Origin of the sequence: Vibrio sp. Isolate30 (genome assembly GCF_022397975.1) — a bacterium.
GTDB lineage: Bacteria > Pseudomonadota > Gammaproteobacteria > Enterobacterales > Vibrionaceae > Vibrio > Vibrio fortis.
On record NZ_JAKEUS010000001.1, the window covers coordinates 170,949 to 196,225 of the forward strand.

At 45.8% G+C, this 25,277-nt stretch carries 23 protein-coding genes; 12 read left to right on the forward strand and 11 right to left on the reverse strand.

Annotated features, from left to right (window positions below; genetic code table 11):
- Window positions 1-214 precede the first annotated feature (214 nt).
- Window positions 215-1,357 (forward strand): FMN-dependent L-lactate dehydrogenase LldD, encoded by a 1,143-nt coding sequence (gene lldD, locus L1D60_RS00780; RefSeq protein WP_239839285.1) that lies wholly within the window; start codon window positions 215-217, stop codon window positions 1,355-1,357.
- A gap of 90 nt (window positions 1,358-1,447) precedes the next feature.
- Here the strand turns inward: lldD and L1D60_RS00785 are convergent, their stop codons facing one another.
- Together L1D60_RS00785 and L1D60_RS00790 are read right to left on the reverse strand one after the other, a co-directional pair.
- Window positions 1,448-1,696: a hypothetical protein gene (locus tag L1D60_RS00785; RefSeq protein ID WP_239839286.1), complete on the reverse strand. Its 249-nt coding sequence runs from the start codon at window positions 1,694-1,696 to the stop codon at window positions 1,448-1,450.
- A 22-nt stretch (window positions 1,697-1,718) separates the two neighbouring features.
- Window positions 1,719-2,588, reverse strand: coding sequence for a helix-turn-helix domain-containing protein (locus tag L1D60_RS00790; protein ID WP_239839287.1), 870 nt, complete (start codon window positions 2,586-2,588; stop codon window positions 1,719-1,721).
- Between the two features lie 115 nt (window positions 2,589-2,703).
- On the opposite strand from L1D60_RS00790, the gene L1D60_RS00795 reads away from it, so the two are divergent.
- Both L1D60_RS00795 and L1D60_RS00800 read left to right on the forward strand, forming a co-directional pair.
- A complete protein-coding gene (locus tag L1D60_RS00795; RefSeq protein ID WP_239839288.1) occupies window positions 2,704-3,855 on the forward strand; it encodes a PLP-dependent aminotransferase family protein in 1,152 nt (383 codons plus the stop codon).
- 107 nt (window positions 3,856-3,962) lie between these two features.
- The gene (locus tag L1D60_RS00800) at window positions 3,963-4,220 is read left to right on the forward strand and encodes a DUF2999 family protein (RefSeq protein ID WP_032553574.1); all 258 of its coding nucleotides are present in this window, start codon (window positions 3,963-3,965) and stop codon (window positions 4,218-4,220) included.
- A gap of 77 nt (window positions 4,221-4,297) precedes the next feature.
- Here L1D60_RS00800 and L1D60_RS00805 read toward each other — a convergent pair whose 3' ends face one another.
- The 4 genes from L1D60_RS00805 to L1D60_RS00820 form a co-directional block, all read right to left on the reverse strand.
- Entirely contained in the window at window positions 4,298-5,326 is a 1,029-nt protein-coding gene (locus tag L1D60_RS00805) for a DUF1214 domain-containing protein (RefSeq protein ID WP_239839289.1), read from the reverse strand.
- A gap of 243 nt (window positions 5,327-5,569) precedes the next feature.
- Window positions 5,570-6,511, reverse strand: a complete 942-nt coding sequence (locus L1D60_RS00810) for a LysR substrate-binding domain-containing protein (protein WP_239839290.1) — start codon at window positions 6,509-6,511, stop codon at window positions 5,570-5,572.
- Window positions 6,512-6,655: 144 nt separating this feature from the next.
- A complete protein-coding gene (locus L1D60_RS00815; protein ID WP_239839291.1) occupies window positions 6,656-8,128 on the reverse strand; it encodes a methyl-accepting chemotaxis protein in 1,473 nt (490 codons plus the stop codon).
- Window positions 8,129-8,132: 4 nt separating this feature from the next.
- Window positions 8,133-8,996 (reverse strand): transporter substrate-binding domain-containing protein, encoded by an 864-nt coding sequence (locus tag L1D60_RS00820; protein ID WP_239839292.1) that lies wholly within the window; start codon window positions 8,994-8,996, stop codon window positions 8,133-8,135.
- A 351-nt stretch (window positions 8,997-9,347) separates the two neighbouring features.
- On the opposite strand from L1D60_RS00820, the gene L1D60_RS00825 reads away from it, so the two are divergent.
- From L1D60_RS00825 to L1D60_RS00835, 3 genes are all read left to right on the forward strand, one after another.
- A complete protein-coding gene (locus tag L1D60_RS00825; protein ID WP_239839293.1) occupies window positions 9,348-10,331 on the forward strand; it encodes a rhodanese-related sulfurtransferase in 984 nt (327 codons plus the stop codon).
- A gap of 133 nt (window positions 10,332-10,464) precedes the next feature.
- A complete protein-coding gene (locus L1D60_RS00830) occupies window positions 10,465-10,728 on the forward strand; it encodes a YdcH family protein (protein ID WP_032553577.1) in 264 nt (87 codons plus the stop codon).
- A gap of 92 nt (window positions 10,729-10,820) precedes the next feature.
- A complete protein-coding gene (locus L1D60_RS00835; RefSeq protein ID WP_239839294.1) occupies window positions 10,821-11,291 on the forward strand; it encodes a GNAT family N-acetyltransferase in 471 nt (156 codons plus the stop codon).
- 40 nt (window positions 11,292-11,331) lie between these two features.
- On the opposite strand, the gene L1D60_RS00840 is transcribed toward L1D60_RS00835, so the two are convergent.
- A complete protein-coding gene (locus tag L1D60_RS00840) occupies window positions 11,332-14,259 on the reverse strand; it encodes an alkaline phosphatase family protein (protein ID WP_239839295.1) in 2,928 nt (975 codons plus the stop codon).
- A gap of 281 nt (window positions 14,260-14,540) precedes the next feature.
- On the opposite strand from L1D60_RS00840, the gene L1D60_RS00845 reads away from it, so the two are divergent.
- Window positions 14,541-15,698 (forward strand): diguanylate cyclase, encoded by a 1,158-nt coding sequence (locus L1D60_RS00845; protein ID WP_239840420.1) that lies wholly within the window; start codon window positions 14,541-14,543, stop codon window positions 15,696-15,698.
- Here the strand turns inward: L1D60_RS00845 and L1D60_RS00850 are convergent.
- On the reverse strand, window positions 15,695-15,976 hold the full coding sequence (locus L1D60_RS00850) for a hypothetical protein (RefSeq protein ID WP_239839296.1): 282 nt from the start codon (window positions 15,974-15,976) through the stop codon (window positions 15,695-15,697). The genes L1D60_RS00845 and L1D60_RS00850 overlap by 4 nt on opposite strands.
- Before the next feature lie 305 nt (window positions 15,977-16,281).
- On the opposite strand from L1D60_RS00850, the gene L1D60_RS00855 reads away from it, so the two are divergent.
- On the forward strand, window positions 16,282-17,136 hold the full coding sequence (locus tag L1D60_RS00855; protein ID WP_239840421.1) for a pirin family protein: 855 nt from the start codon (window positions 16,282-16,284) through the stop codon (window positions 17,134-17,136).
- 136 nt (window positions 17,137-17,272) lie between these two features.
- Here the strand turns inward: L1D60_RS00855 and L1D60_RS00860 are convergent, their stop codons facing one another.
- The gene (locus L1D60_RS00860) at window positions 17,273-17,554 is read right to left on the reverse strand and encodes a pyrimidine/purine nucleoside phosphorylase (RefSeq protein ID WP_032553586.1); all 282 of its coding nucleotides are present in this window, start codon (window positions 17,552-17,554) and stop codon (window positions 17,273-17,275) included.
- Between the two features lie 294 nt (window positions 17,555-17,848).
- Here L1D60_RS00860 and L1D60_RS00865 point away from each other — a divergent pair, with 294 nt between their 5' ends.
- Window positions 17,849-18,313, forward strand: a complete 465-nt coding sequence (locus tag L1D60_RS00865; protein WP_239839297.1) for a DUF2850 domain-containing protein — start codon at window positions 17,849-17,851, stop codon at window positions 18,311-18,313.
- A gap of 373 nt (window positions 18,314-18,686) precedes the next feature.
- Window positions 18,687-21,227: a glycosyl hydrolase family 18 protein gene (locus tag L1D60_RS00870; protein WP_239839298.1), complete on the forward strand. Its 2,541-nt coding sequence runs from the start codon at window positions 18,687-18,689 to the stop codon at window positions 21,225-21,227.
- A gap of 115 nt (window positions 21,228-21,342) precedes the next feature.
- Here L1D60_RS00870 and L1D60_RS00875 read toward each other — a convergent pair whose 3' ends face one another.
- Both L1D60_RS00875 and L1D60_RS00880 read right to left on the reverse strand, forming a co-directional pair.
- A complete protein-coding gene (locus L1D60_RS00875; RefSeq protein ID WP_239839299.1) occupies window positions 21,343-22,188 on the reverse strand; it encodes an alpha/beta hydrolase in 846 nt (281 codons plus the stop codon).
- A 143-nt stretch (window positions 22,189-22,331) separates the two neighbouring features.
- A complete protein-coding gene (locus L1D60_RS00880; protein WP_239839300.1) occupies window positions 22,332-22,919 on the reverse strand; it encodes a TetR/AcrR family transcriptional regulator in 588 nt (195 codons plus the stop codon).
- 195 nt (window positions 22,920-23,114) lie between these two features.
- Here L1D60_RS00880 and L1D60_RS00885 point away from each other — a divergent pair, with 195 nt between their 5' ends.
- Together L1D60_RS00885 and L1D60_RS00890 are read left to right on the forward strand one after the other, a co-directional pair.
- Window positions 23,115-24,071: an AEC family transporter gene (locus L1D60_RS00885; RefSeq protein ID WP_239839301.1), complete on the forward strand. Its 957-nt coding sequence runs from the start codon at window positions 23,115-23,117 to the stop codon at window positions 24,069-24,071.
- A gap of 124 nt (window positions 24,072-24,195) precedes the next feature.
- Window positions 24,196-25,236: an acyltransferase family protein gene (locus tag L1D60_RS00890; RefSeq protein WP_239839302.1), complete on the forward strand. Its 1,041-nt coding sequence runs from the start codon at window positions 24,196-24,198 to the stop codon at window positions 25,234-25,236.
- Window positions 25,237-25,277 lie beyond the last annotated feature (41 nt).

Here is a 25,277-nt window from a genome sequence, read left to right on the forward strand (position 1 = left end):
GCACCGCCACCCAACTTGGCGTCAGCGTTCATTCCCCGACACCGCGACGTTTGTACTGGTTACTCGTTGACTACGCACCTTCTGGAAGCCAGCAGCCTAGCAATTACTGTGTACGCTGACGCCATTTTATTTCCAAACGCCTGTTCCAACTGGCACCACATTCGACAGAGTAAGCCTTCGAAGAGAGGCGAGCCCTAAACTTAGGATAAAGATTATGATTATCTCCGCATCTACAGACTACCGAGCTGCCGCTAAATCTAAGCTACCTCCGTTCCTTTTCCATTACATTGACGGTGGATCTTATGGCGAGCACACTCTGCACCGCAACACAGCAGACCTAGCTGAAATCGCGCTTAAGCAACGTGTTCTGAATGACATGTCGGAACTGAGTTTAGATACAGAATTGTTTGGTGAAAAGCTGGCGATGCCTATCGCACTGGCTCCAGTTGGTCTTACTGGTATGTACGCTCGCCGCGGTGAAGTTCAAGCAGCGAAAGCAGCCGACAACAAAGGCATCCCGTTTACCATGTCGACGGTATCGGTATGTCCAATTGAGGAAGTTGCACCTAAGATTGAACGTCCAATGTGGTTCCAGCTTTACGTACTGAAAGATCGTGGCTTCATGAAGAACGTTCTAGAGCGTGCGAAAGCGGCAGGCGTAACAACACTTGTGTTCACTGTAGACATGCCTGTTCCGGGTGCACGCTACCGTGATATGCACTCTGGCATGAGCGGCCCGAACGCGGCAGTGCGTCGCATTTTCCAATCAATGCGTCACCCAAGCTGGGCATTCGATGTGGGTGTATTTGGTAAACCACACGACCTTGGAAACATCTCAACGTACCGCGGCACACCAACCAAACTGGAAGATTACATCGGCTGGTTAGGTGATAACTTTGACCCATCTATCTCGTGGAAGGATCTCGAATGGATTCGTGACTTCTGGGATGGCCCAATGGTGATCAAAGGTATCCTTGACGAAGAAGATGCAAAAGACGCAGTTCGCTTTGGTGCCGATGGTATCGTTGTTTCAAACCACGGTGGTCGTCAGCTGGATGGCGTTCTTTCAAGTGTAAGAGCCCTACCTGCGATTGCCGATGCAGTAAAAGGCGATACTAAGATTCTGGTCGATTCTGGTATTCGTACTGGCCTTGATGTGGTTCGTATGATGGCACTGGGTGCAGACTGTACTCTACTAGGTCGTTCATTCGTGTATGCACTTGCAGCACAAGGCCAAGCGGGTGTTGAAAATCTTCTCGACCTGTATGACAAAGAGATGCGTGTAGCGATGACGCTAACAGGCGCTAAAACAATAAAAGATCTTACGCGCGATTCACTGGTTAACTTGCCCAAGTAAGCGACAATAAGTAAGACGGAAGCCTAAGAAAACATTTGGGCCACCTCTACCTCCGGAGTGTGGCCTTTTTTATACTTGATGATTTGGCAGTCACTGACTCTCAGCAAGCTCACCGAGCGCCTTCGCATCCAACGCTTCTGCTTGAGCGCCTTGGGCAATCAAATCAATCACCTTGTAATCACTCATATCACCAAATTCCTTTTTCAAATAGTCTCGAAATGCCTGTTCATTTGGCCACTTACCGCGGACTACGTAACCCTCATCAGGGTCAAAATCTTCTGTTTCAAAGAATGAAAAATCGGTGCTGCCGATGTTGTGACAATAAAGAACAAGGTACATTGCGCTTCCTTAGTAATTAAAATTAGTAAAAACTGACTGGGAGATAGAAGTCCAACACAAAGGCTTCATCATGATTAAGAAAGTGATTTTGATGGTAATGAACGTACGCTGGTGTCGATCGCTGTTTGAAGCCAGAACTTGGCAACCATTGCTCTAGAACCTGACTAATCTGAGGCAACAGTTCACCATAAATACCAGTAAGACGAAACACCGCATGCAAGCCACCTGGTATCACCATCTGATTAACCACACTGCGATACTTGATCGGCTCATCAATCGCGATACAGGCCACATATCGACACTGATCCATTTCCACCCAAGCAGGATTGGAGTGATGCAAACCAAACTGACGGCTAAAGTCTCGCTCTTCGGCATTCGCCCACGCTTTTAGGATAAGCCAAGCATTACGTATCGAGCGATTATACCCGGTATGCCTTACATAAGCCGCCAAGCGCGGTGCGACCTCCATGATCTTAGGATCAGGAAGCTCTCTCTGCGCGACACGGTGATAACCTGCGGCAATCTCGGCATCTTTGAGGTACGGCTTTTCTGCAGTTTGTAAGTCGTGCTTTCGCCACTCTCCCGGCGCCATATGAAAGGTAGCCTTAAACGCGCGGCTAAACGATGAGAGCGAGCTAAAACCACACTTGTTGGCTATCTCGGCAACAGAAGAACGGGTATCAAACATCAACTGATTCGCTGCATACTCCATACGGGTACGACGGATATATTGGTGAATCGACTCCCCCACCACACTCTTGAAAATACGGTGAAAATGTTGCTCCGAATATGCCGCGACTTCAGCCAGTTCTTTGGCTGGAAGTTCCTTGCTGATGTCTTGATGAATATAGAAGAGCACATCATTGATTCTGGATATGTGTTGGCGTGACATTCTCTAAATAGCATAAATGGACATATTTAAGAGCATAAATGGACACATCGTTTTTTTCAATGCCATGTAATATCACTGAATAAATAAAAAAGCAGACACAACGAGATAACTACACATGGAAATCGCAAAATCATTACAACAAATCCAGTCTTCCTATATCCGTGAAATTCTTGCCGCAGCAAGCGACAAAAACGTCATCTCATTGGCCGGTGGTCTGCCAGATGAACAAACATTTCCGATTGAACTGATGAAGCCGACTCTTGAAAACCTATCGAACATGCCTGAAGTATTTCAATACGGTTCAACAGCAGGTTACGGCCCGCTGATCGATCACCTCAGCGACACTTATCAATTACCAGAATCACACACTGCGATGATCTGTACAGGCTCACAACAAGGCTTGGATTTGATCGCTCGCGCTTATGTTGATCCGGGCGATACGGTTGTAATGGAAGCGCCAAGCTACCTAGGTGCAATGCAAGTATTTGGTTTAGTGCAAGCGAACATTGTGACCGTTTCTCAAACCGAATTTGGACCAAACCTAGTCGAGCTAGAAGCCTGCTTTAAACAGCAAGCACCGAAGATGTTCTACGCAGTACCCGATTTCCATAACCCAACCGGCGTATGCTGGACATTAGAAAGCCGTCAGCAAGTGGCTGCACTTTGTGAACAGTACAACGTTGCTTTCATTGAAGATGCACCCTATCGCGAACTGCGCTTTACAGGTAGTGAACTGCCACTAGTGTCTTCGTTCTGCCCTGATCATTCTATCGTGCTGCGTTCATTCTCTAAGATTGCTTCTCCGGGCCTGCGTATCGGCGCGGTAACCGGCAAATGCAGCTACCTTGAGCCGCTTATCAAGGTAAAACAAGGTGCAGATTTGCACTCTAGTGTTCCAATGCAGGCACTGCTACTTGGTCTTCTTAAGCACCAAGATTTTGGCCTACACATGGAGAACATCCGCAACCTGTACAAATCTCGCTATGAGGTGCTGTTCTCTGAACTGGAGCAAAAATTGCCACAGGGTTGTACCTTGAAGCCCGTTGACGGCGGCATGTTCATTTGGGTTGAAATCCCAGAGTGCGATACGTTTGCCTTGGCTAAAAGCCTGCTTGGTAACGGCGTAGCTGTGGTACCAAGCCCGGTGTTCTACCCAGATGCGAACGGTGCCAAGGCTGCATTGCGTCTTAACTTTACTAACGCAAATCCAGATGAATTGCGCGAGGCGGTATCTCGCTTAGCAGAAGGGTTAGCTGCGATTAGATAATGACAAAAGCAAGAGTTGATGACGAAAGGGCAATTGCTGTTTCATCCTAATGGCAGCCAGTGCTAAAATGCCCCGAAATTAACAGTCGCTAGTTTAAAGGTAAGGTAATGAACCCAATTATTGCGCTATTAAAAGAGAACAACATCGGTGATGAGCAGATCAACAGCATTTTCAAAACGTTGACTGAAAACCCGCTAGCTGCAATGGCAACCATCAGCCAACTTGGCTTGCCTCAAGAGAAGCTACAACTTCTTATGGGCCAAGTAATGCAAAACCCTGCGCTAATTAAAGAAGCAGTTGAAGAACTTGGCCTAGACTTCTCTAAAGTAGAAGCAGCAAAAGAGCAGCTTAACAAGCAAGGCTAATTTGTTGTGAACCAATGCGAAACGGGCCCACTAGATAATCTAGTGGGCCCGTTTTTTATTTTGACAAGGTTAAGCGGTTATTGAGCAACCACAGCAGAGATGATTGGATCTTTATCGGTTTCCATCACTTTTGGGTTTACCCCGTAGTGACGAGAGGTAAAGGTATAATCTTGTCCTTTGGTATCAATGTTATTTTTCGCAGTTTCACCACAGTTGAAAGAGACTGTAATCGTACCGTCTTCGTTCTTGTCCCATGTATGTGAATTAACATTTCGTACGCCTTCCATCAGATACTTATCACCATCATAAGCCGTTATCGACGTGAAGAATTTGTTCTCTGGATCTTCAAAGGTCGAGGTGTAACAAACATCGGCCTTCATCTTAGGGCTGTTTGAGTACTTATTACCAACAAACGCCTCTGGACTCGCACCGCCCCAACCTGCCGCGTTTTCCAAGTTCCACTGGTGAAGATCCGTCACCTTGTCAGATGTTCGTGGGAAGGTATAGGTAAAGTTGCTCGTGTCGTTGACCTCTTGAGTAAACGCCTGCACCCACGCTTCCACTTCTTCGTAATTGTATGGCTGAGTTTTATAGTCTGTTGCAAAATTGAACTGAGATGAATTCACTTTGTCCAGTGACGCCTTGGCAGCTTCAATGCCATTTTCTGTACCAGAACGATAAAGTAGAAATGCATATTCCGACTCGACTGGTAACTGATACGTGCCATCTTCGACCACGTAGTGCTGGCCATGACCACGCTCTGTCACCACTTGAACTGCCATGTAGTTGTCGGTTTCTGGAATCGAGAAAGTGACTTGACCATCAACGCGCTTCACAATCGCTACCCCGTAGAGCGTATCATCATTCATTTGCACTGTCGGAGCCGCTTTTCCGCGTGGAGGTAAACCCTGCATCTTCACGAACTCTTGCGTCGCACCCTTGCTCGCCCAATTACGGTAGTTACGAGCGGTTTCTGCATGAGTGAAGTTCTCGGCAGTAACTTCAATAGAGTTAGATTGTGCTGCCAAGACTGGTGTAGACATCAAAAGACCAGCGATAATAACACCTGAAACTTGAGCGATTGGGGTACGTTTAATAGCTTTCATAATGCTTCTCTCTTAGAGTCAAACTTACCGAGTCACATCCATTCACTGCGCTAACGATAAGTCATTAAGGTTAACTGTTCAGCTCGCGGCTAGGCTTGCTTTTACAAGGCTCTGGCTTCCAGTGCGGCTAACAACTTGATGACTACTTTACCGACTGAATGACATTACCGGAAATGATTCATAATTATCTTAGAAATGCACCAAACACATATCATGATCAATGACCTACACAACCAACTGAACTTACTGCTCACCCGCTAATGTTGAGAGGATCAACGCTTTCAACCACTGATGAGGAGCGCTATTACTGGTTCGTTTGTGCTCAATAAGATAGATATTCAGGCACAGCTCAGGGAAGGCTTCCATCGTAAGCACAGGGACAAGTTGTTGTTTAAGGTATGAAGAGGTCAACAGCTTATTAGAAGAGACCATCACCGTGTCCGTCTGCTGCATGACCGAAACTAATGAGTGAAGCTGACCACTTTGGAAAACCACATCCCTTTTTCTACCATGTTTGGATAGGTATTTATCAATCGGATTAACCAAACCAGACGCAGAGCGAATATCCAGACTCATATCGACAAATCGATAATTCAGACACTCTTCTAATGTGACTTGTTGTTGCTTGGCTAAAGGGTGATTTCGCGAGACGTAAAAAACGGGATAGGTCGTCGCTATGCATTGAGATGGAAACTCCGATTCATTGTCTGGCTTATCAACATGAAACGAGAAATCCACGCTTCGGTCGGCTAGCTGTTGAGTGGGCTCTTTGGCGACTGGGAACTCAACTAAACTCGCCTTTGGAGCGTGCTCTTTGAGCGCAGTAATCAAAGGAATACTGACAAAACCACTCATCAAAGGAGGCAGTGAAATAGCGAATGTTTGGTCACACGATTCTGGTGTAAACGCGGATCTGGCAATCAGACTCTGCATGTTTCGAAGTAACTCTTCCAAGGGCTCTTGCAGTTCCAATGCCTTCTGCGTCGGCACCAAACCATTGGATTCACGATAAAATAAAGGGTCGTCAAACAATTCACGTAAACGCCCCAAGGTCCGACTCATTGCGGGTTGCGACAAGTACAGCGCTTGTGCCGCTCGGGTGACATTGCGTTCTTTGATTAAAACGCTCAAGGAGACCAATAAGTTGAGATCAAGACGAGAAAGCTGTTGTTCTAGAGTTACCATCTACATGCACCTAAGTTATATCACTTTATTACTATTATCCTTTTTGAAATAAAAATCACCTTTATTGAGACTCTAAAAGACAAAAAGCCCCACCGAAGTGGAGCTTTTGCGCTGGAGCTCAGCTACAGGGTACGGACAGACAAGCTAGTATTTGAAGCGATCGATCTGCCCAGATAGCTCCTCGGTGTGACCCAAAATATCTTCTGCCAGTGATTGCAGGTTGCCATTGACTGTCTGCATGCGGCTCGCACTCGCATCCAGCAAGTTCATATCATCAGCCACAGTAGAGCTCACATTTGATTGCTCTTCACAAGCTGAAGCGACAGAGTCAACCATCTCATTAATTGAAGAGACCGAGCTAATGATACTGGTCAAGGCTTCTTGGATTTCATCCGAGCTCTCTTTGGTTTTCTCGACCAGCTGTTTCGACTTCTGAGTGGCATCAAAAGAGGCCGATGCTTCTACTTGTAAGCGCTCAATAATGGTTTCGATTTCATTGGTAGATTCATGCGTCTTCGATGCCAAAGCGCGAACCTCGTCAGCAACGACCGCAAAACCACGTCCACTTTCACCCGCACGTGCCGCCTCAATCGCAGCGTTCAGCGCAAGTAAGTTGGTTTGCTCAGCAATGGCTTTGATTACCTCAATCACACGACCAATGTCATCGCTACTTACCTTCAATGAATTTGCACAATCCGCAGCACTCTCTAGGCTTTGTACCAGTTCACCGATGTTCTGTGCATTCACTTCAATCGTTTGGCCACTGCGGTGGCTAAGCTGCAACGCATCGTTTGATTGATGCAGCGTATTTTCAGTGTGTGCTGCGATCTCTTTCGTCGCGATATTGAACTGCTCAATCTTGCTCAGGCTCTCGTGAGTTAGGCTCGTTTGTTGTGTGGTTTGAACGTTCATCTCATCACGCAAGTTCGCAATCGCGTGACCATTACCTGTAAGGTGTTGTGTGGTTTTTGCTGTATCAACAATGATGCTCTGTACGGTCGCCACAAACTGGTTAAACGCGCTCGCAAGCTCGGTGACTTCATCATCCCCTTTCTCTTCCACTCGAGACGTCAGATCACCACCACCAGCGGCAATGTCATTCATGTTCTCAGACATCTGTTTGATTGGCGCAACCACTTTACGGTCGAGTACAAAAGAGATAAGCAATAGGTTAATCGCAAAGACACTGAACATGATCAGCGACGATACCTGCATGGCATTGGCCAGTTCATCACGAGCGGCTTGCTGATTAAAACCAATTTCGACCTCACCGACAGGCAGGTTATCCCAGGTAATAGTCAGTGACGACAGCGTTTCTACAGGCAAAGAGTTAACACTCGCTAGCGCCTTACCGTTTTGATCGAGAACCGAAATAGAGGCGATAGAGCTCTTTTGTGCGTAAGCCTCAATGATGTTCTGAACCAGTGCTTTGTCGTAAACATAAACAGGTTCTTGTAGGATAACCTCAAGCTCTGAGACCACTTCAGAGGCATTGAGTTGCGCCTGAGACTCTGCGGCATTCTTACTAATGAAGTACTGAGCTGGCAGAGCAACCGCTGCCACTAACACCATGACCAATGCGATCATCAGTACCATTTTCTTTGTTAATTTGTTCATGTGACTACTTCCGATTCGCTAGTGGGTCAAAATAGTATTTTTCAGGCATCGCCTGTGTCTGTTGTGTGAGGTATGGGTTATCAAGATCGATAATGACGCGTTCTTGTAACTTGGCGAGTGACAGCGCCATCTTTACTTCTTTGTCAGCAAAGAACATCTCTTCATAAGTGCCGTCTTCAAAGATCTCATTGATGATACTGAGCAGATGTTGCTGTAGCTCACTCTCACCTTTCTTTACGAAAAACATGTAAGGCATTCGATAGCGCAGCATGATATGGCTGTCTACAGCAAGCGGCAGCTCAGGATGAGATTCAACCTCAGCAAAGGGTTCCATCACACCGCGAGCAAAGAAATGACAGCGATTGCCCGCCAACATCATTTCAAAGATGTTCGGATACTTAAGCGATTTCGCCGTTTTGATGTTGTTGGCGTCAATGATGAAAGTGTCTGGCCACGTTTTACCTGAGCAGATAGTGAACCTTTGCAGATCAGACAGGTCTTGAACTCCGGCAAGCAGGTTATGATCGTTTTGATGGATCAAACCAATGCGCATACCGAGCATGCCCCTAAATATTGGGAAGTGCACCGGATCAAAGCGCTGCTCCATATCAATACTGGTCGCAGTCCATATTACATCCAGCTTGCCAGACTCTAAGTCCGCCATCACCCTAGAGCCAGCAGGCTCACCCGTTTCGGCATAAACAAATTCGATACTGTCAAAGCGCTCTGAGCGCGCCACCACCTCTTTGATGAGTGTTAAATGCAGCTTTTGGTCGTCAGGTTTACCCGCGACTTTTAGTGGCTCAGCAAATAATGGCATTGAGGTCATACTCGTAACCAGAGCCATTACTGATATTAGTTTCTTCACATCTATCCCCCGTCGATATTGATGCTGTTACCTTATTATCTCGGTAACAGAACAACAAACTGTAAGTTTTTGAGTTTGATATGTGACATATATAGCATTTTGTATGGATTAAACTTTTAAATTGTCATTCATACGAAACAGATAATGAGAAGGCTATCTTTGAAAGTGAGGAGGAAGAAAAACCCTTAGAAAGTAAAAACCACACATAAAGAGGTGCTATATAGCCCTAACTTTGGTTGGTTTTTGTGCTCGACAAGCTTAGCTATACTCACGCCGAAAACTATTTATAAATCCCTCACTGACAAGTGAGATTGCTCTGGAATTACGCTCCAGCTCGCGAAAGGAAAAGTCATGTCTCAATATGTTGTATGCGCACTCTACAAGTTTGTCGCACTGGATGATTACCAAGATATCCGCCAACCACTTACTCAACTGCTTCTCGACAACCAAATCCGTGGCACCTTGCTGCTTGCCCAAGAAGGCATCAATGGCACGGTAGCTGGCCCACGCGAATCAATCGACGCTCTGCTTGCTTGGTTCAAGCTTGATGAGCGCCTAGCTGATGTTGTCTACAAAGAGTCGTTCAACGAACAACAACCGTTCAACCGCACCAAGGTTAAGCTCAAAAAAGAGATCGTAACCATGGGTGTCGAGGGAATCGACCCTCGCCATGTCGTGGGTACATACGTAAAGCCTAAAGACTGGAATGAACTGATCTCAGATCCTGATGTGGTACTGGTCGATACTCGTAACGACTACGAAGTCGACATCGGTACGTTCAAAAACGCGGTCAACCCAAACACAGAAACCTTCCGTGAGTTCCCACAATACGTAGAGGACAATCTAGATCCTACCAAACACAAGAAGGTAGCGATGTTCTGTACTGGTGGCATTCGCTGTGAAAAGTCGACGGCTTACATGAAAGAGCAAGGCTTCGAAGAGGTATATCACCTTGAAGGCGGCATCCTAAAGTATCTAGAGGAAGTGCCTGAAGAAGAGAGCATGTGGGAAGGTGATTGCTACGTGTTTGATGGCCGTGTTGCGGTTAACCACCAGCTTGAAAAGAGTGGTTATGATGTATGTAACGCTTGTCGTTTGCCAATCACTGAAGAAGACAAACAGTCTGCTGATTTTGAAAAAGGTGTAAGCTGCCCTAAGTGTATCGACAAGCACACTGAAGAGCAGAAGCAACGCTTTAGAGAGCGTGAAAAGCAGGTACAGCTGTCTGCAGCTCGTGGTGAGACTCACGTAGGTGGCGATGCTGCACAACTGATCGAACAGAGAAAGCAGCAAAAACTCGAAAAGAAAGCTCAACAACGAGCAAACAATAAATAATTGTTATTTTTGAGATAGATAGGGCACTTTTAGTGCCCTTTTTTATTACTTTCGAGCTTTGCGTTCAGTGACACATTTCTTTAATGGTTGTGCTTCTATACTGATAAGCAAATACCCGAATGAGGACACTCGAATGCTCAATGAAAACCACGCTTTTATCCTAGATTTCCCTGAGTTCAAACTGGATATCGTGCAGCTTAACCACGACGACCCTAAGTTCAAAAACAACATGCAGAAGTACCACGAACTCGACTACACCATTCGCGAACTTGAAGTTTCTGGCAGTCCAATCGATGACGACAACATGCACAATCTAAAAGTAGAACGCATGGAACTGAAAGACACCCTCTACAAGCAGCTTTCTCGCCACCATCAACTTGCTGAAGAGTCCAAATAAAAAGAAATCGAATTCAAGTAACAACGACACATAGCTATATAGATACAGTGATACATAGATAAATAGATAGATACAGGGACGTTCTTTCAACAATGAAACAAGGTGTCGAGCCACATCTATTACGCTACTCGTCAATTCTTCCTTCAGAGGCTGAAGCGCAGTTTTCTGTGATAAAAGAGGCACTCTATTCTCATGTAGACGCCGTATTTGGGTGGGATGATGAATATCAAAGGCAACGAGTAAACAATGACTATCAACAAGACTGGTTTTATTGGATAGATGATGGAGATGATCGAGTCGGTTTAGTCTGCTACAAACCCTACCAAAACGCCTACCATGTACACTTACTGATCATATTCACACCTCATCAAAACCGAAAGCTAGGGTATCGAGTAATGAGAGATATCCAAGACCTCGCCATCAAAGAAAAGCGTGAAACGATTACTCTTTCTAGCTTTAGACGCAATCAGCCAGCGATCGCTTTCTATCAAAGGTTGGGCTATCAGATAACCGATGATAGCGAAGCAGATTTTGTTAGTATGTCGCTTCGTATCAACGTATAGAGACGCCGTTACAAGCCGCCTCTATCCGCTGTTCTATAGACTATTTTTGAATATCTAACTTGTCGACGAGAGACGGGAAGCCCCAACCGTTTTCACCAACCACAACCTGCTCACCCGTTAGGTACTCAAACAAAGTCGGTGCCAATGAGCCATTCGCTTCGATCGTCAGTGGTGTTGAGTTTTCGCCGATCGGCTCGCCCCAGAAACCAATAAAGGCATCTTTCTCAAGGTAATCTTCACCAGCATGTCGCCCCGGTACCTTGGTGTTGTAACCAATCCCCTCTTTCGGAAATAGGTTCACCGTACCGGCTCTATCTTCCAAGTAGATATTGGCCAACTGGTTTACTGAATCGGGCCTTGGTGTAAATCGTGTCAGTTGCGTCCACTCATCTGCGTGACACCAAGTCGAAGGCTGAGACTTAACTGCACGATTTAAACACTTATCGACCAAACGAGAATAAGCGGCAAACTCGGCATCGGTAGGTTTAGGAAGGTAAGTGTTAAGTTGTTGCGTATTCAGTAACTGTGGACGCTGACCAGTCTCTAGTGACTCATAAAACAGCTTGTCTCCTTGACGTGTAATCAACTCATCCACACGCAACTGGTCACGATTACCAATCACTCGTACAGAACAACTCTCCTCAGTACAAGCCTGCTCGCGCACGACCATGTAGTCCAGCGATTCGGGTAGACGCTTTGCTATCTGATCAATGATATCGATGTGGGTATCTTTAGGGGCTGCCAGCGGAGTCCACTCAGTTAACTCTTGATACACAGGCTGTACCTTCCAACCTTGATGCGAGTTAAAGAAGTCCATCATAAAGTTACCCCCCGCAGTCGAAGCCACCACCACATCCACCGCCTTAAGGCTTGGATAATCGAGAGCATTAGTGATCTTCGGACCTTCCCCTTCATCAGATGAAATTTTCTCAACCACGATTGGATAATCAAGCTCTTGCTGAAGACCTTCTAGTACCTGTTTTTCTGGGTTAAGCGCATAGAACACTGGCGTTAAACCGTGATCTCCGGCCATGCCCCACAAGGTTCTCGAATAAACACCTGCAGACTTATAAGTGTTCTCCACTTGCGTCAGCCAGTAATCCAAGCGGTTGAGCTCACCAGTTGGCATCAGAATTTCATCGCTAAACGGGCCAGTGAAGTGAGCAAAATGATCCGGCCACGGGTTATAGATCAAGGTGTAATCCGGCATACCTTGTCCATCTAACTTAGCGTATTGGGATATCGTCTGCTCGACCTGCGCTTTTTTGGCAAACTTGGTGAAAAGATCAAAGCCAGAGATCCTTTCATAAGATTGGATGTCCTCGATTAGCGCTTGGCGCATTTGGGTCAGAGACTGCTCTACATCCGCTCGTTGTTCTAACTCTTTCAAGCAACGCTTTTCGCCATAGTCACGCAAAGACTCACCGAATCCAAGATTCACCAAGCCATCGTAAGTGGTGTGTGCGTTCCAGTCGTACTGAGCATTGCAGTTCAATGTCTTTAAGTAGTTAAGGCGATCAAACATGGTTTGGACCTTGTTATCTGCCATCAACACATCTAACTGCAGCGCATCATTACCGAAGAAGTAATATGCGCGGTCGATCTCTCGATCAACGAAGTGGAAGTTCGGAACGCCTGTTCCCCCCTCTCCTGAGACTTTCGCACCGGTTTTAATGATCGGCAGATTGCGAACACTGATGGTTGGCGTTGAGGAGATACCAACTCGGCTAATATTGCTCTTGTTTTCGCTGTAGAGTCTCTTAAAGAAGGGCAAATAGTACTGGTCTTGATACGTCTGTTCAGCCAATTGCGCCATAAAGCTCACCTGCTGCTTATGTGGCGGCTCAATCACTTGTTCAAGCTTAGGTTTGTACTGTTCGCGGTTTTGGTGGTGCTGATTCGCAACCGAGATAAATGGGGCTGTCGGGTCAACCAAACCTTCAATCAAACCTTGCTGCAAGCCATCAACGGTCACTTGCACCGCAAAGCGACGGTTTTGCTGAGAAGAGAGAAATTCAATCAAATCTTGCGGATTGTCATCAAAGGCTTGCTGCATCCAATCATCAAGTGCGTCTGTTCTCTCTTCTTTAAATACAAATTGGCGATATGCCTTGAGCAAGTTGAGACGAACAAAATCGATCAGGGTGACGGTGAGAGCTTGTGCCTTGTTGTTCGGTTTATTAGCGTTTTCCGGCTTACCATCTTCGACAATGGTCATCATTGCTGAGCGAATGTCGCTTGGCTCCATGCCTTGCGCCGCCTTGTCGATCAAACCTACAACAATCGGTTGGATTTTATTGATGATAGCCAAATCTTGTTCGCTATCAGTCAGGTAAGTATAGCTATCTGGCAGTGTATCCATATCTCGCCACACACCTAAATCAAACAAGGCATCGTAGATCACCACCATATTGGCAATAAACTTGTCATCTACCCGAATACCCTCATGGTGCCCCGTTGATTCTGTTGACGTATCTGGTTGCTGATGATTCTCCGAATGTGCTTCGCTTTTTTCTTTGGCATCGCCAAAATGGTACAAGCTATGTTCAAAGCCCTTTAGCGTGGGTTCATCGTAAATAGTCGCCAGATACTCTTTAAACACATCTTCGCTACCAATGCCTGCATAACGGTCATAATAGCTATACAGAAAGTAACCAAGAGGAATCGAGTAAGCAGGATTCGATAACTGAGCGATGACACGCGCTTTGGTTTTCGCATCCAATGGCAGCGCTAATATGTAAGCGTCTAACGTCACGCCAGCAATCGTAAACAGAGCAGCATCGCGAGTCAGAGTTGCAGAATAGCTCAAACTCGACACAACCTGATTTTTCAAAACTTCACTTGAACTGAATACACCACCAATTACAGGAGTTTCTGAAAGTTGTGCCTGCACACCACTCGCCACTAGGCTTAACGGAAATATGCCCAGAACAAGCGCTGAACGATAAGGACGAAAAAGCTTCTTCATTGAATATCCTTTGACTTCGCGATCGATTTATAAAACTGGCGTATTGTTTCATTCCACATTCATTAGTCAACCTTAGTTTGCGACGAGAAAAATGACAGCCTGTCTGTTATTGAGTGAACTGATACTTACAGAGTGAGTTATTTATATGAAACTTAGAGACTAATCACACTATTAGCTGTTATTTGTATCATTTATTGGAGCAATTTAACCTAAGATTAAGAACATTAATTTCCACGATGGCGTATAAAATGAACAAGTTGGTCGGAAGACACCTAGAAGAGATGGCCGATATTCGTTCGACTCGAAAACAGAAAATCGTCTACTCCTTTTCGCTAACCTCTGCAGCGTTGTTTGTTTTCTATACTTGGGCCTATTTCCAAGATGGCTATTACACCCTGTCTGTCTTTGAAATGATGTTCGCCATTATTGCCGTCATTAACGCCGTTTATATTAAAAAGGTTCAAGAACCCCACTATTGCGAATTGTTGCTGAGCTGCGTATTGCTAATCCAAGGTGTTGTGCTGTTTCTCTATAGCGGAACCATTCCCGAGCGTATGCTTTGGCTTTATCCGATCTTAGCTGCGGTTATCTTTATTAATGAATTTCGCATGGGGTTGATCCTCAGTGTTACCTTCTTACTTTTTCTTAGCAGTTTGATGGCATTTATCCCTCATAAATTCGCACTGCCATTCAACAGTACACACCGCTTCTCTCTAAGTCTTGTGACCATGAGTGCCGTGTGTCACGTGTCATCTTATTACTACACCAAGGCTGTGGGCTATATTCAACGCTTATATCAAGAAGGGATTGAAGACCTTGCTTACCGAGATCAACTCACAGGGCTTGCGAATCGTTGGAGTTTTGAACGTTGGGCAATTGAGAAACTCAACACCGTCAATACGAATAACAGTGTGACGGCTTTAGTCTTCTTAGATATCGATAACTTCAAAACCATCAATGACAGCTTTGGTCATGATGTTGGCGACAGTGTTCTACAACACTTTGCCCAGCGATTGAAAAATAACCTTCGCAGTAAAGACCGATCAACTCATAAGCATGACTATTCGATTGCCCGCTTCGCTGGCGATGAGTTTGTATTAATGCTCTATGATGTGAGAAGCAAGCAAGATTTAGATGGTATTTTGCAGAGAATCAGCGGCTTATTTGAAAACGAAAACCTGACCAACAATCAAGTCGGCACACTCACCTTAAGTATTGGGGTGGCAATGTATCCTAGTGACGCGACTGATCTTGCAGAGCTGACACGCTGTGCAGACAAAGCGATGTATTATGCCAAGCACTCTGGTAAAAACCGTTTCGCTTATTACCAAGACGATCTCACGACACCACTCATTGAAGATGGGCACTGTTCTGAGCCGTGCAAAGCCATCGAGACAATACCAAGTAATGTCACCGCTTTACACCAGCAATCTAGTTAGCCAGCCATATACATAGCCCATAGGCTGACCAGACCAATGATCACTATCCAAACAACTTGACGCTGCTTGCTCGGACTCATTCTCTTTGGTTTAAGAACCGGTTTAAACGCCGCGTTTTTTGCTGATTGGAAGAAAGGTCTATCAAGCTCTTCCTTCTTTTTTCTGCGTCGAAATGCCGCGTTTGCCACTTCGGTAAAACGCTGACGTTGATCAGTGGTGAAGTCGTTTTCGAAACCAACTCGGCCACTTCTATCGTTGTGTTTAGATTGCACAGCCATCGTCGCCTCCTTGGCTAGACTATCCCTTATTGTAAGTATAGTCAGTAATCGCGAACTTTCTGATATTCGAGATCACGATTATCACTCAAGCTCACTGCAACAACGTTAGCATCTTCTTTTGAAAATATTTGAACTGCCATAAATAGCAGCAACAAAACGAACTCATTCCCTATGAAATCGACGCTTCACTGGCGCGTAACCTTCCATTTTTCACTTGTTCGAATTTTTCAAACAAGCCCGTCAGTTTTGTGCCCTGTTTGAGATTGTGCTTCCTACTTAGACTATAGGTATTGAAACATTTGGAGATAACAACCATGGAAAATCGACGTATTACACAAATCATGAATGCTCAGGCAACGTCCGACGGCGATGGTGTGAAAATCCAACGAGCTGCAGGATTCAACAACGCCAGCTTCTCGCCTTTCTTAATGATTGATGAACTCAAATCCGATGAGAGTAAAGATTACGTAGGTGGATTTCCACCGCACCCTCATCGCGGCATCGAGACTCTCACTTATATGCTCCAAGGTCATTTCCAGCATAAGGATCATATGGGCAATGTCGGTGAGCTTCGTAGTGGTGGCGCTCAATGGATGGCCGCAGGTCGCGGAGTGATTCACAGTGAAATGCCAATGATGGAAGAAGGCTCTCTGCATGGTTTCCAAATATGGATAAACCAACCTGCTCGCGACAAGATGAAGCCTGCTCAATACCACGACTTTCAAAGTGAGACCATTACTGAATGGGGTAACGAGAAGATGGGACTACTGCGACTTATCGCTGGCAACGCATCAATTGAGGGCACACAACTATCCGGGCCATTGCAAACGACTGGGGTACCACTCAATGTTTCAGACTGGCGAGCACAATCAGATCAAACGCTGACGCTCACAACCGAAAATGATCACAACGCGTTCGTTTATGTTTATAAAGGCTCGATTGAATTAGGGTCACAATCTCTCGTTGCTGGACAATTGGCGCTATTGAGTAAGGCTGAAATTCTGGAGATGATCGCGAAGGAAGAGTCTGGAGTACTGATTTTTTCGGGAGAACCCATTAACGAACCTGTTGTTCATTATGGCCCGTTTGTAATGAATAGCATGAAAGAGATAGAACAGACGATCCATGACTTTAACAATGGCGTCTTTGAAACCTATTAAGAATTTTGTCTTCTCTTTGGAGGACAGTTAAAACGTGACGTTATCCACTGCCAAGAATATCGTTCACTGATTCGCCACGCTCGCTTGGAGCGTGGCTTTTTTCTTGGTCGCTTGGCGAGTTCAGTAACCGACAGTATTACAAGTACTCACAAAGGTAAGCGGTCGCTTCTGCAACCTTAACATCGAATGAAGAATCACCTGCTACTTCAAACGAATCACCTGATTTAAACGTTGACCAATCATCTTCACCAACACGTTTAATCGTTAATGCACCTTTTACTACTGTCATTCTTTCTGGTGCAGCCGTACCAAATGTAAACTCACCCGCTTGCATCACACCTACACTGACATCTTCACCCTCTTGTGAAAAACCAAGAGATTTAACGCCACCATCGAAATAGGTATTTTCTTTAATCATTGTACTTCCTTGTTTTTATTCAGAACGGCGTGAGCTTATAAAATGCCTCATCACCAAAATTACTTGCTTGAATGTTTTAACTAATTCACCCGTTTCCTACAAGCAATTAATCGTCATAAGTTAGTGCTTTTGAGTGTTCAATCAACTCGCTGCAAATACCAAACTAGCGCCCACTCGAAGTGTGAGTTTGCTTCACAATGTGGATCCTGCTTCTAACTTTGACAACTTTCATTGCAAACTGAGTATTCAATAAATAAAATCGTCCTTTGGAAGATGAAGGAAACAGCCATAAAAATGGGACAAAAGGATTCGAAGAGCAGAGACTTATTGACTCAGGCGCTGTTTTACCTACTTTTATTGACGGGGCTTATTGCCGCCGTCTTTGCTAGTTATACCGCTTATCAAACGCATCAGAAGTTTATCGATCCGAGTAATGTCTACGGCACATGGATTGAGGTAGGCGCGCCACCTTATGACACCGATATCCTTTCCCTATCTGAACAAGGTGTGGTGATGAACCACCGCCTAATCAGTACCAACTTTAAGTTCAATGGCAAGACCATCACCATCAATACTGGGTCTGGTGAAACCGTGTACGCGATAAGTGGCACCTTCAATTCACCTCAACTTAAGCGCTTAGTACCAAACATCCCTACACAGCAATTTGTAAAAGAAGGGTATGAACATACCGCTATTCCGTTAAACAGCAGCGCTGTACAGCAAAGACGCGCTTCTTTGGCTGAGCAATTCAGCAAATAACCCGTTCATTCCAAAACACATCTGATTATTCGCTGTTTTTAAAAACACTACACTACTTCCATTTTTCAACATAAAAATATGCAACATCAAAAATTTGCATCATGTCATGTCGTAAAAGCTCACTTATGAGACCATTCCACTGGCTGCGATAATTTTATAAAACATGGACTCGACCTCTCACCCATAGCGCAACAACTTTGTAACAAGTTGTGATTTTTTCGTTGTCCATCGAAAACGGATTTATTTTCACTTATGAAATAAAAACTCTCTCGAATACTGAACTCGACGCCTCATCTTAGGGGCTGATTCGAAGTTACAGCCAATTCAACTGACCGCTGTGTACTTCAACCACATTCAAGGAGTGAGAGAAAATATGATTCGTTTAAACACGTGTGCGACCGGCATAGCATTAGCGCTATCAGGCACGGCACTGGCCGCACCTACCGCACCAAGCATTGATATGTATGGTTCCAATAACCTGCAGTTCTCAAAGATTGAACTTGCGATGGAGACAACCTCTGGCTACAACGACATGGTTAAATACCATGACAAAGCCAAGATCGCGGTTAAGTTTAACCAATGGAGTGGCACCGCTGGCGATACGTACAACATCTACTTTGATGGTGTAAAAGTAGCGACTGGCGCGATTACTGGTAGTCAAACCACCGCGTCGTTTGAATATGGCCAAGGCGGTTTGTATCAAATGGAAATCGAGGCCTGTGACGCAACAGGATGTAGTAAAAGTGCACCAGCACAAATCACCATTGCCGACACCGACGGTTCTCACCTTGCTCCACTCACTATGAACATCGACCCGAACAACAAGACTTACAATACAGACCCTAACACGGTAGTAGGTACTTACTTTGTTGAATGGGGTATCTATGGCCGAGACTACACTGTCGACAACCTACCAGCTGACAATCTGACCCACATCCTTTACGGCTTCATCCCAATTTGTGGTCCAAATGAATCAGTAAAATCGGTCGGTGGTAATAGCTTCAACGCACTGATGACTGCCTGTAAGGGTGTCAATGATTATGAGGTGGTTATTCACGACCCTTGGGCCGCGTTCCAAAAGAGCTTCAATCAAGCAGGTCATGAATACAGCACGCCTATCAAAGGCAACTATGCAATGATGATGGCTCTGAAGCAGCGAAATCCAGATCTAAAAATCATCCCTTCAATTGGTGGTTGGACGCTATCAGATCCCTTCTTTGACTTTACAACCAAAGCCAACCGAGACACCTTTGTTGCGTCGGTTAAAAAGTTCTTAAATACGTGGAAATTCTATGATGGTGTCGACATCGACTGGGAGTTCCCAGGTGGTGGCGGTGCCGCAGCCGACCTCGGCGACCCTGTTAATGACGGCCCAGCTTACATTGCTTTAATGGCTGAGCTGCGCGCGATGCTAGACGAACTTGAAGCTGAAACAGGCCGTACCTACGAGCTCACATCTGCAATTGGTGTCGGTTATGACAAGATCGAAGACGTAAACTACGGCGATGCTATCCAATACATGGATTACATCTTCGCAATGACTTACGACTTCTACGGCGGTTGGAACAACGTTCTTGGTCACCAAACGGCACTCAACTGTGGCAACTTTATGCGTCCAGGCCAGTGTGACGGCAGTGGCCTTGATGAAAACGGCGAACCATACAAAGGTCCAGCTTACACCACAGACAATGGCATTCAGCTACTGCTTGCGCAAGGCGTACCTGCAAACAAACTGGTCGTTGGTACCGCTATGTATGGTCGAGGTTGGGAAGGCGTACTTCCATCGACTCTGACTGATCCGAACGACCCAATGACAGGCGTTGGTAACGGTAAGCTGAAGGGCAGCACCGCCCAAGGCGTTTGGGAAGATGGTGTTATTGACTACAAAGGCATTAAAGCCAATATGTTAGGCGCAAATAATCAGGGCATTAATGGCTTTGAATACGGCTATGACGAGCAAGCTGAAGCGCCTTACGTTTGGAACAGAACATCAGGTCAATTGATCACTTTTGATGACGACCGCTCTGTGAAAGCGAAAGGTGCTTATGTGCGCAGCCTTGGCCTTGCGGGTCTTTTCTCATGGGAGATTGATGCAGACAATGGCGATATCTTAAATGCGATGCACGAAGGCTTGGCCGATGGCACAACTGACCCAGTCAACCGCAAACCAACTGCATCGGCAGGTGCAGACCAATCAGTTGAAGGCCCAGCTTCTGTTTCTCTAGATGGCAGCGCTTCAAAAGACAGCGATGGCACCATTGCGAGTTACGCTTGGTCTCAAGTGAGCGGTACAGCAGTAACACTGGCTAACGCCAATGCCGCTGTTGCAAGCTTCGATGTTGTTGAAGTGACTCAACAAGAGACGCTTACTTTTAGCCTGACAGTAACAGACAACGAAGGCGCAACATCAACAGACACTGTGGTAGTCACAGTAACACCGAAGAACACAGACCCAGTCAATACGGCTCCTGTCGCGGCTGTTTCGGCGCCTGCTGAGGTGAACGCTGGTGATGTTGTTGTGGTAGACGCCTCTGACTCAACCGATGCAGACAACGATACATTGAGCTTCACATGGAATGTACCTGCTGAACTTAACGCAACGGTTCAAGGTGCATCTGTGAGTTTTGTTGCTGGTGAATATACGCAAGATACTCTGTTTAACTTCTCGGTTACGGTGAGTGATGGTTCGGAAACATCTGTTGCTTCTACTTCAGTAAAAGTCCTTAAGAAAACAACGGGCGGTAGTACGTGTAACAATGCTTGGGATGCTAACACTGTCTACACGGGCGGTGACCAAGTGACTCAAGGCAATACGCTTTGGGAAGCGAAATGGTGGACGAAAGGAGATGATCCTTCACAGTCTGGCCAATGGGGAGTGTGGAAAGAAGTTGGCCCTGCAAATTGTGCTAACTGAGATCAGTTAAAATCCAGGCCCAGCTAAAACCTAGGCTCAAGCCTAATTAACAAAAAGGCCAATCTCATCGCAGATTGGCCTTCTTCAGATCTGACATTTATCTAGAGCGACGCGATTAAATCAGTGCGTCGAAGCTTTCAAAAACTTGCGGGCATTTCATCACTCGACCGTGCCCCTGACCTTGAGTCGTCACCAAGGTCACTCGCTCCATCTCGTTCGCAGCACGCTCCGACACCGAGTACTTAGTGAACTTGTCTTTCTCATCATGCACTATGATGGTATTGGATTGGCGAAGCGCCAGTTTGCCATAAGGGTCGACCGACTGAATTGGGTAATTGAACTGCTCTTCAACTTCACCAACCACCGCTTCAAAGAGCTTCATTGAGTAACCCGATCGAGCCACGCTGCCGAACAAGTTTTCTAAGTAGTCGAGCACTGGCGCGATCAAAAGAAGTGGCTTGTTCTCAAGCTTAGCGTGTTTGCACTCTAACGCCGAAGCCGTGCCCATACTGTGCCCAACTAAACCTGCAACGTCTTCGATGGTATCTAGAATCGCTTCTAAGCCTTTAACAAATGCTGGAATGTGACCGTACACACCATCACTACCACCATGCGCAGGGTGGTCATAAGCAAGTGCGGTGAAGCCTTTGGCTGCAATATGCTCCATCAGAGGATAAAACTGACTCGCGGTACCAGACCAGCCATGAGTGAGCACCCAAACCGGACCAGTACCCAGTGAGTATGTTTTTAGAACACCGTCACGAGTTGTTACTTCGCCCTTAATTAAGCCTTGTGGCTCACTATTCTTGGGCTCTGAACGGACTGGCGTTAGTAGGAGCTTACGCGCAGTTTTCTTAGCGTGGCTTGGCGCAAGAATGTAGTGCAGGTTAGTCGTCGCACCAATCAAGCTGCGCTTGAAGCTGAATTTCGTTGAGGTGTTGAAATAAATTTTGTCACTCATGACGGTTCCTTTTGTCCACTCTATAGTGAGTTGGCCTGTTAGCTCAGCCGAAAAAGAACGACCGTGCTTTTTGTTATTTTAAAAAATGGCACCCATCATTGGGAGCCAGTTTGTCTGTATTCTGTCTATTTTCTAACGGGTTATCACTTCCAACTCGCGATTAATCGTTCTACACCATTCCAAAAATGGTCGTGACTCGCCCGTTGACCATGTAGTGAATAGAACAAATTCGCACTCAAGTACAAACCGTACAACTCAAAGATGGCCTGTTTAGGTTCTAAGTCGGCTCTAAATTCCTGATTATCAATGGCTTTGGTGATCTGAATCGTCAAATAATCGATCCAGACTGCGATCGTTTTCTGCAGTGCTTGCTGGATAACCGACTTTTCACTAGCAACATCTTTCCATGCATCAATAAACATACAACTGCCTTGAAAGGAGTGATTCCAACCAAGCCAGTTATCGAGCAGCTGTTTCAGTTTCGCTTCAATATCACCATCCCCCAACTCGCGAGCTGGCACGATGACACGTTCAGTGAAAACTTGATTCGAATATTCAAGAACCGCTAACTGCATGTTCTCTTTAGAGTTGAAGTGAGCAAACAGACCACTTTTCGACATGCCACATTGCTTTGCCAGCTCGCCAATGGTCAAACTCTCCAGACCATTTTCACTCGCTAGGGCAAAGGCATGACTTAAAATATGCTCTTTAGTTATTCTTCCTTTACTCATCATTCATCACATAAAATTGAGACCTTTTATTTTTAGCACGTTCGTTCTTTTTTGCAATTATTTTTTGGTTCTGCTCAAAATTTGATTTCTGTGTCGATGTTATTTGTGGAAAAATGCGACAGTACTCAATGCGTTTTAATTCATCGTCGCTTATTGCTGCGATCGCTCTTCATAAAAACCTAGCAAGGACTGCACATGACCTCTCTTTGGCAACAATTTGCGTTTTCCGCCTCAATTACTGGGCCTATCTGCTTAATGTTGGTGCTCGGTGTCATGCTCAAACGCATTGGGTTGATCAATGAAAACTTTATCGATGTTGCTTCAAAGGTGGTTTTTCAGGTCACCCTGCCAGCGATGTTGTTCTTAAGCATCGTTCAATCTGATCATGATTTCGCTGCCAGCGGTAAATTAGTGGTATTCGGCGTCGTCGCTAACTTCCTATTCTTCCTATTTACGACGCTGTCGACTCGGTTGGCTTTTTCAGAACCAAAAGATCAGGGTGTCATCGTTCAAGGAGGCTTTAGAGCTAACACTGCAATCATCGGTTTAGCCTACGTAGCGAACATTTATGGCAACGATGGCGTTGCACTGGCTGCAATTTATGTCGCCTCTTTGACTGTGCTTTACAACATTCAGGCCGTGATCGCGCTTACACCCAAAGGACAGGAATCTGGTCAACAAGCGGTACAAGTTATTGTCAAAACCCTCACCAAGAACCCGTTGATCATCGCAATTACACTTGGCGTCGTGTTCTATGCACTATCGATCCCTGTACCTAAAATGGTTTCTGACGCAGGGCAGTACTTCGCCAATATGACGCTGCCGCTGGCACTTCTATGTACCGGTGGATCGTTAGATATTGGCTCTCTAAAGAAAGAGAAAGCTTCAACTTGGTTTGCCACCAGCTATAAGTTGGTACTGGCTCCATTGACCATTACACTCGCGGCGCTGATTTTTGGCTTTAAAGAACAAGATCTCGGACTCATCTTTTTGATGAGCGCAGCTCCAACGGCTGCCGCTAGCTATGTCATGGCGAGAGCAATGGGCGGTAATTCAACCTTAGCCGCCAATATCATTGCGCTGACAACCGTGATGTCACTAATCACTTGTACCCTTGGCATATTTACCTTGAAAGCAACTGGATTAATATAGCTGCGAGTCGCTTCAAATAAACAGGCTTTGACTGGGTAATAACCGCACTTTCTTTTGATTTAAAGCTAGAGCAAGACACGAGAACACTGCTAACTTCTGGGAAAATTTTTCTAAGAGTCTTGTTATGTCTACCGCTAGTTCAAAGCCGTCCACACATATTGCCAGCCTAGAGTTAGGTCGTGTGGTGGCTATTTTGGCGATCATCGGCTTACACTGCCAAATGGCCCTCTCTTATGCACTAATCGATGAGGTGCCATGGGTAGGCTATGTTCTCAACCAAGCAGCTCGCTTTGCCGTTCCGCTGTTCTTTTTAATTTCTGGTTACCTCATTCAACCCAAGCTCACTCGTTCACCTTGGAGCACATTAACGAGTTACTCCAAGCCGCTTCTCAAGGTTTGGCTGGCCTGGAGCGTCATCAGTTTATTGATGCCGTTTAATTTGGGCAAAGTCATGGAAGTCGGTTACCTCGCAGAGCGTGAAGGTTACTGGGGCTTCCTAATGTCGACACCACTGAACAGCTTATTCGAAGGTGGTTTGGTGCACTTGTGGTTCATCCCTGCCCTTATTTGTGCCGTTGCCGTTCTCGCACTGCTCGTCGAAATGAGCCTAACCAAAGCGATCTTGCCTTTGGCGCTCGCGTTATACCTCTACGGAATCTTGGCTGGTAGCTACGCTCCTCTGACTGAATTGGAAGCGCCGATTTTCACACGCAATGGGCCATTCTTCAGCACGCTACTCGTAGCTATTGGATTTATGATTCGACAAAACAGTTGGCGACTCACTTCAATGCAATCTATTGCGATGGCTGCATTGGGAATGAGCATCCACTTTGGAGAGGCTGCTTGGTTGATGGGATTTGACGTCGCATTCAACATCAATGACTTCTTAGCGGGCACAGCGCTCTGGGGCACTGGCGTATTCATGTGGCTACTGGCAAACCCAAACATGGGGGACAATCGTTGGGTTCGAGCCATTTCAAGCCGAATGCTGGGTATCTATGTCAGCCATCTACTGTTAATCATCGTGATGTTTAATATCTGCGGGATGCTTGGCATCACTGGTTTATCGAAAGACATTCTCGCTTACAGCATGACGATAATTCTCAGCTTCGGCTTAGTTGTCGCACTTGAGAAAAGCCCGTTACGTAGCGTGCTGCTTCGCTGATTTATTCTCTGATGTAACCTACTCAAAAAACAGCCCCGCTC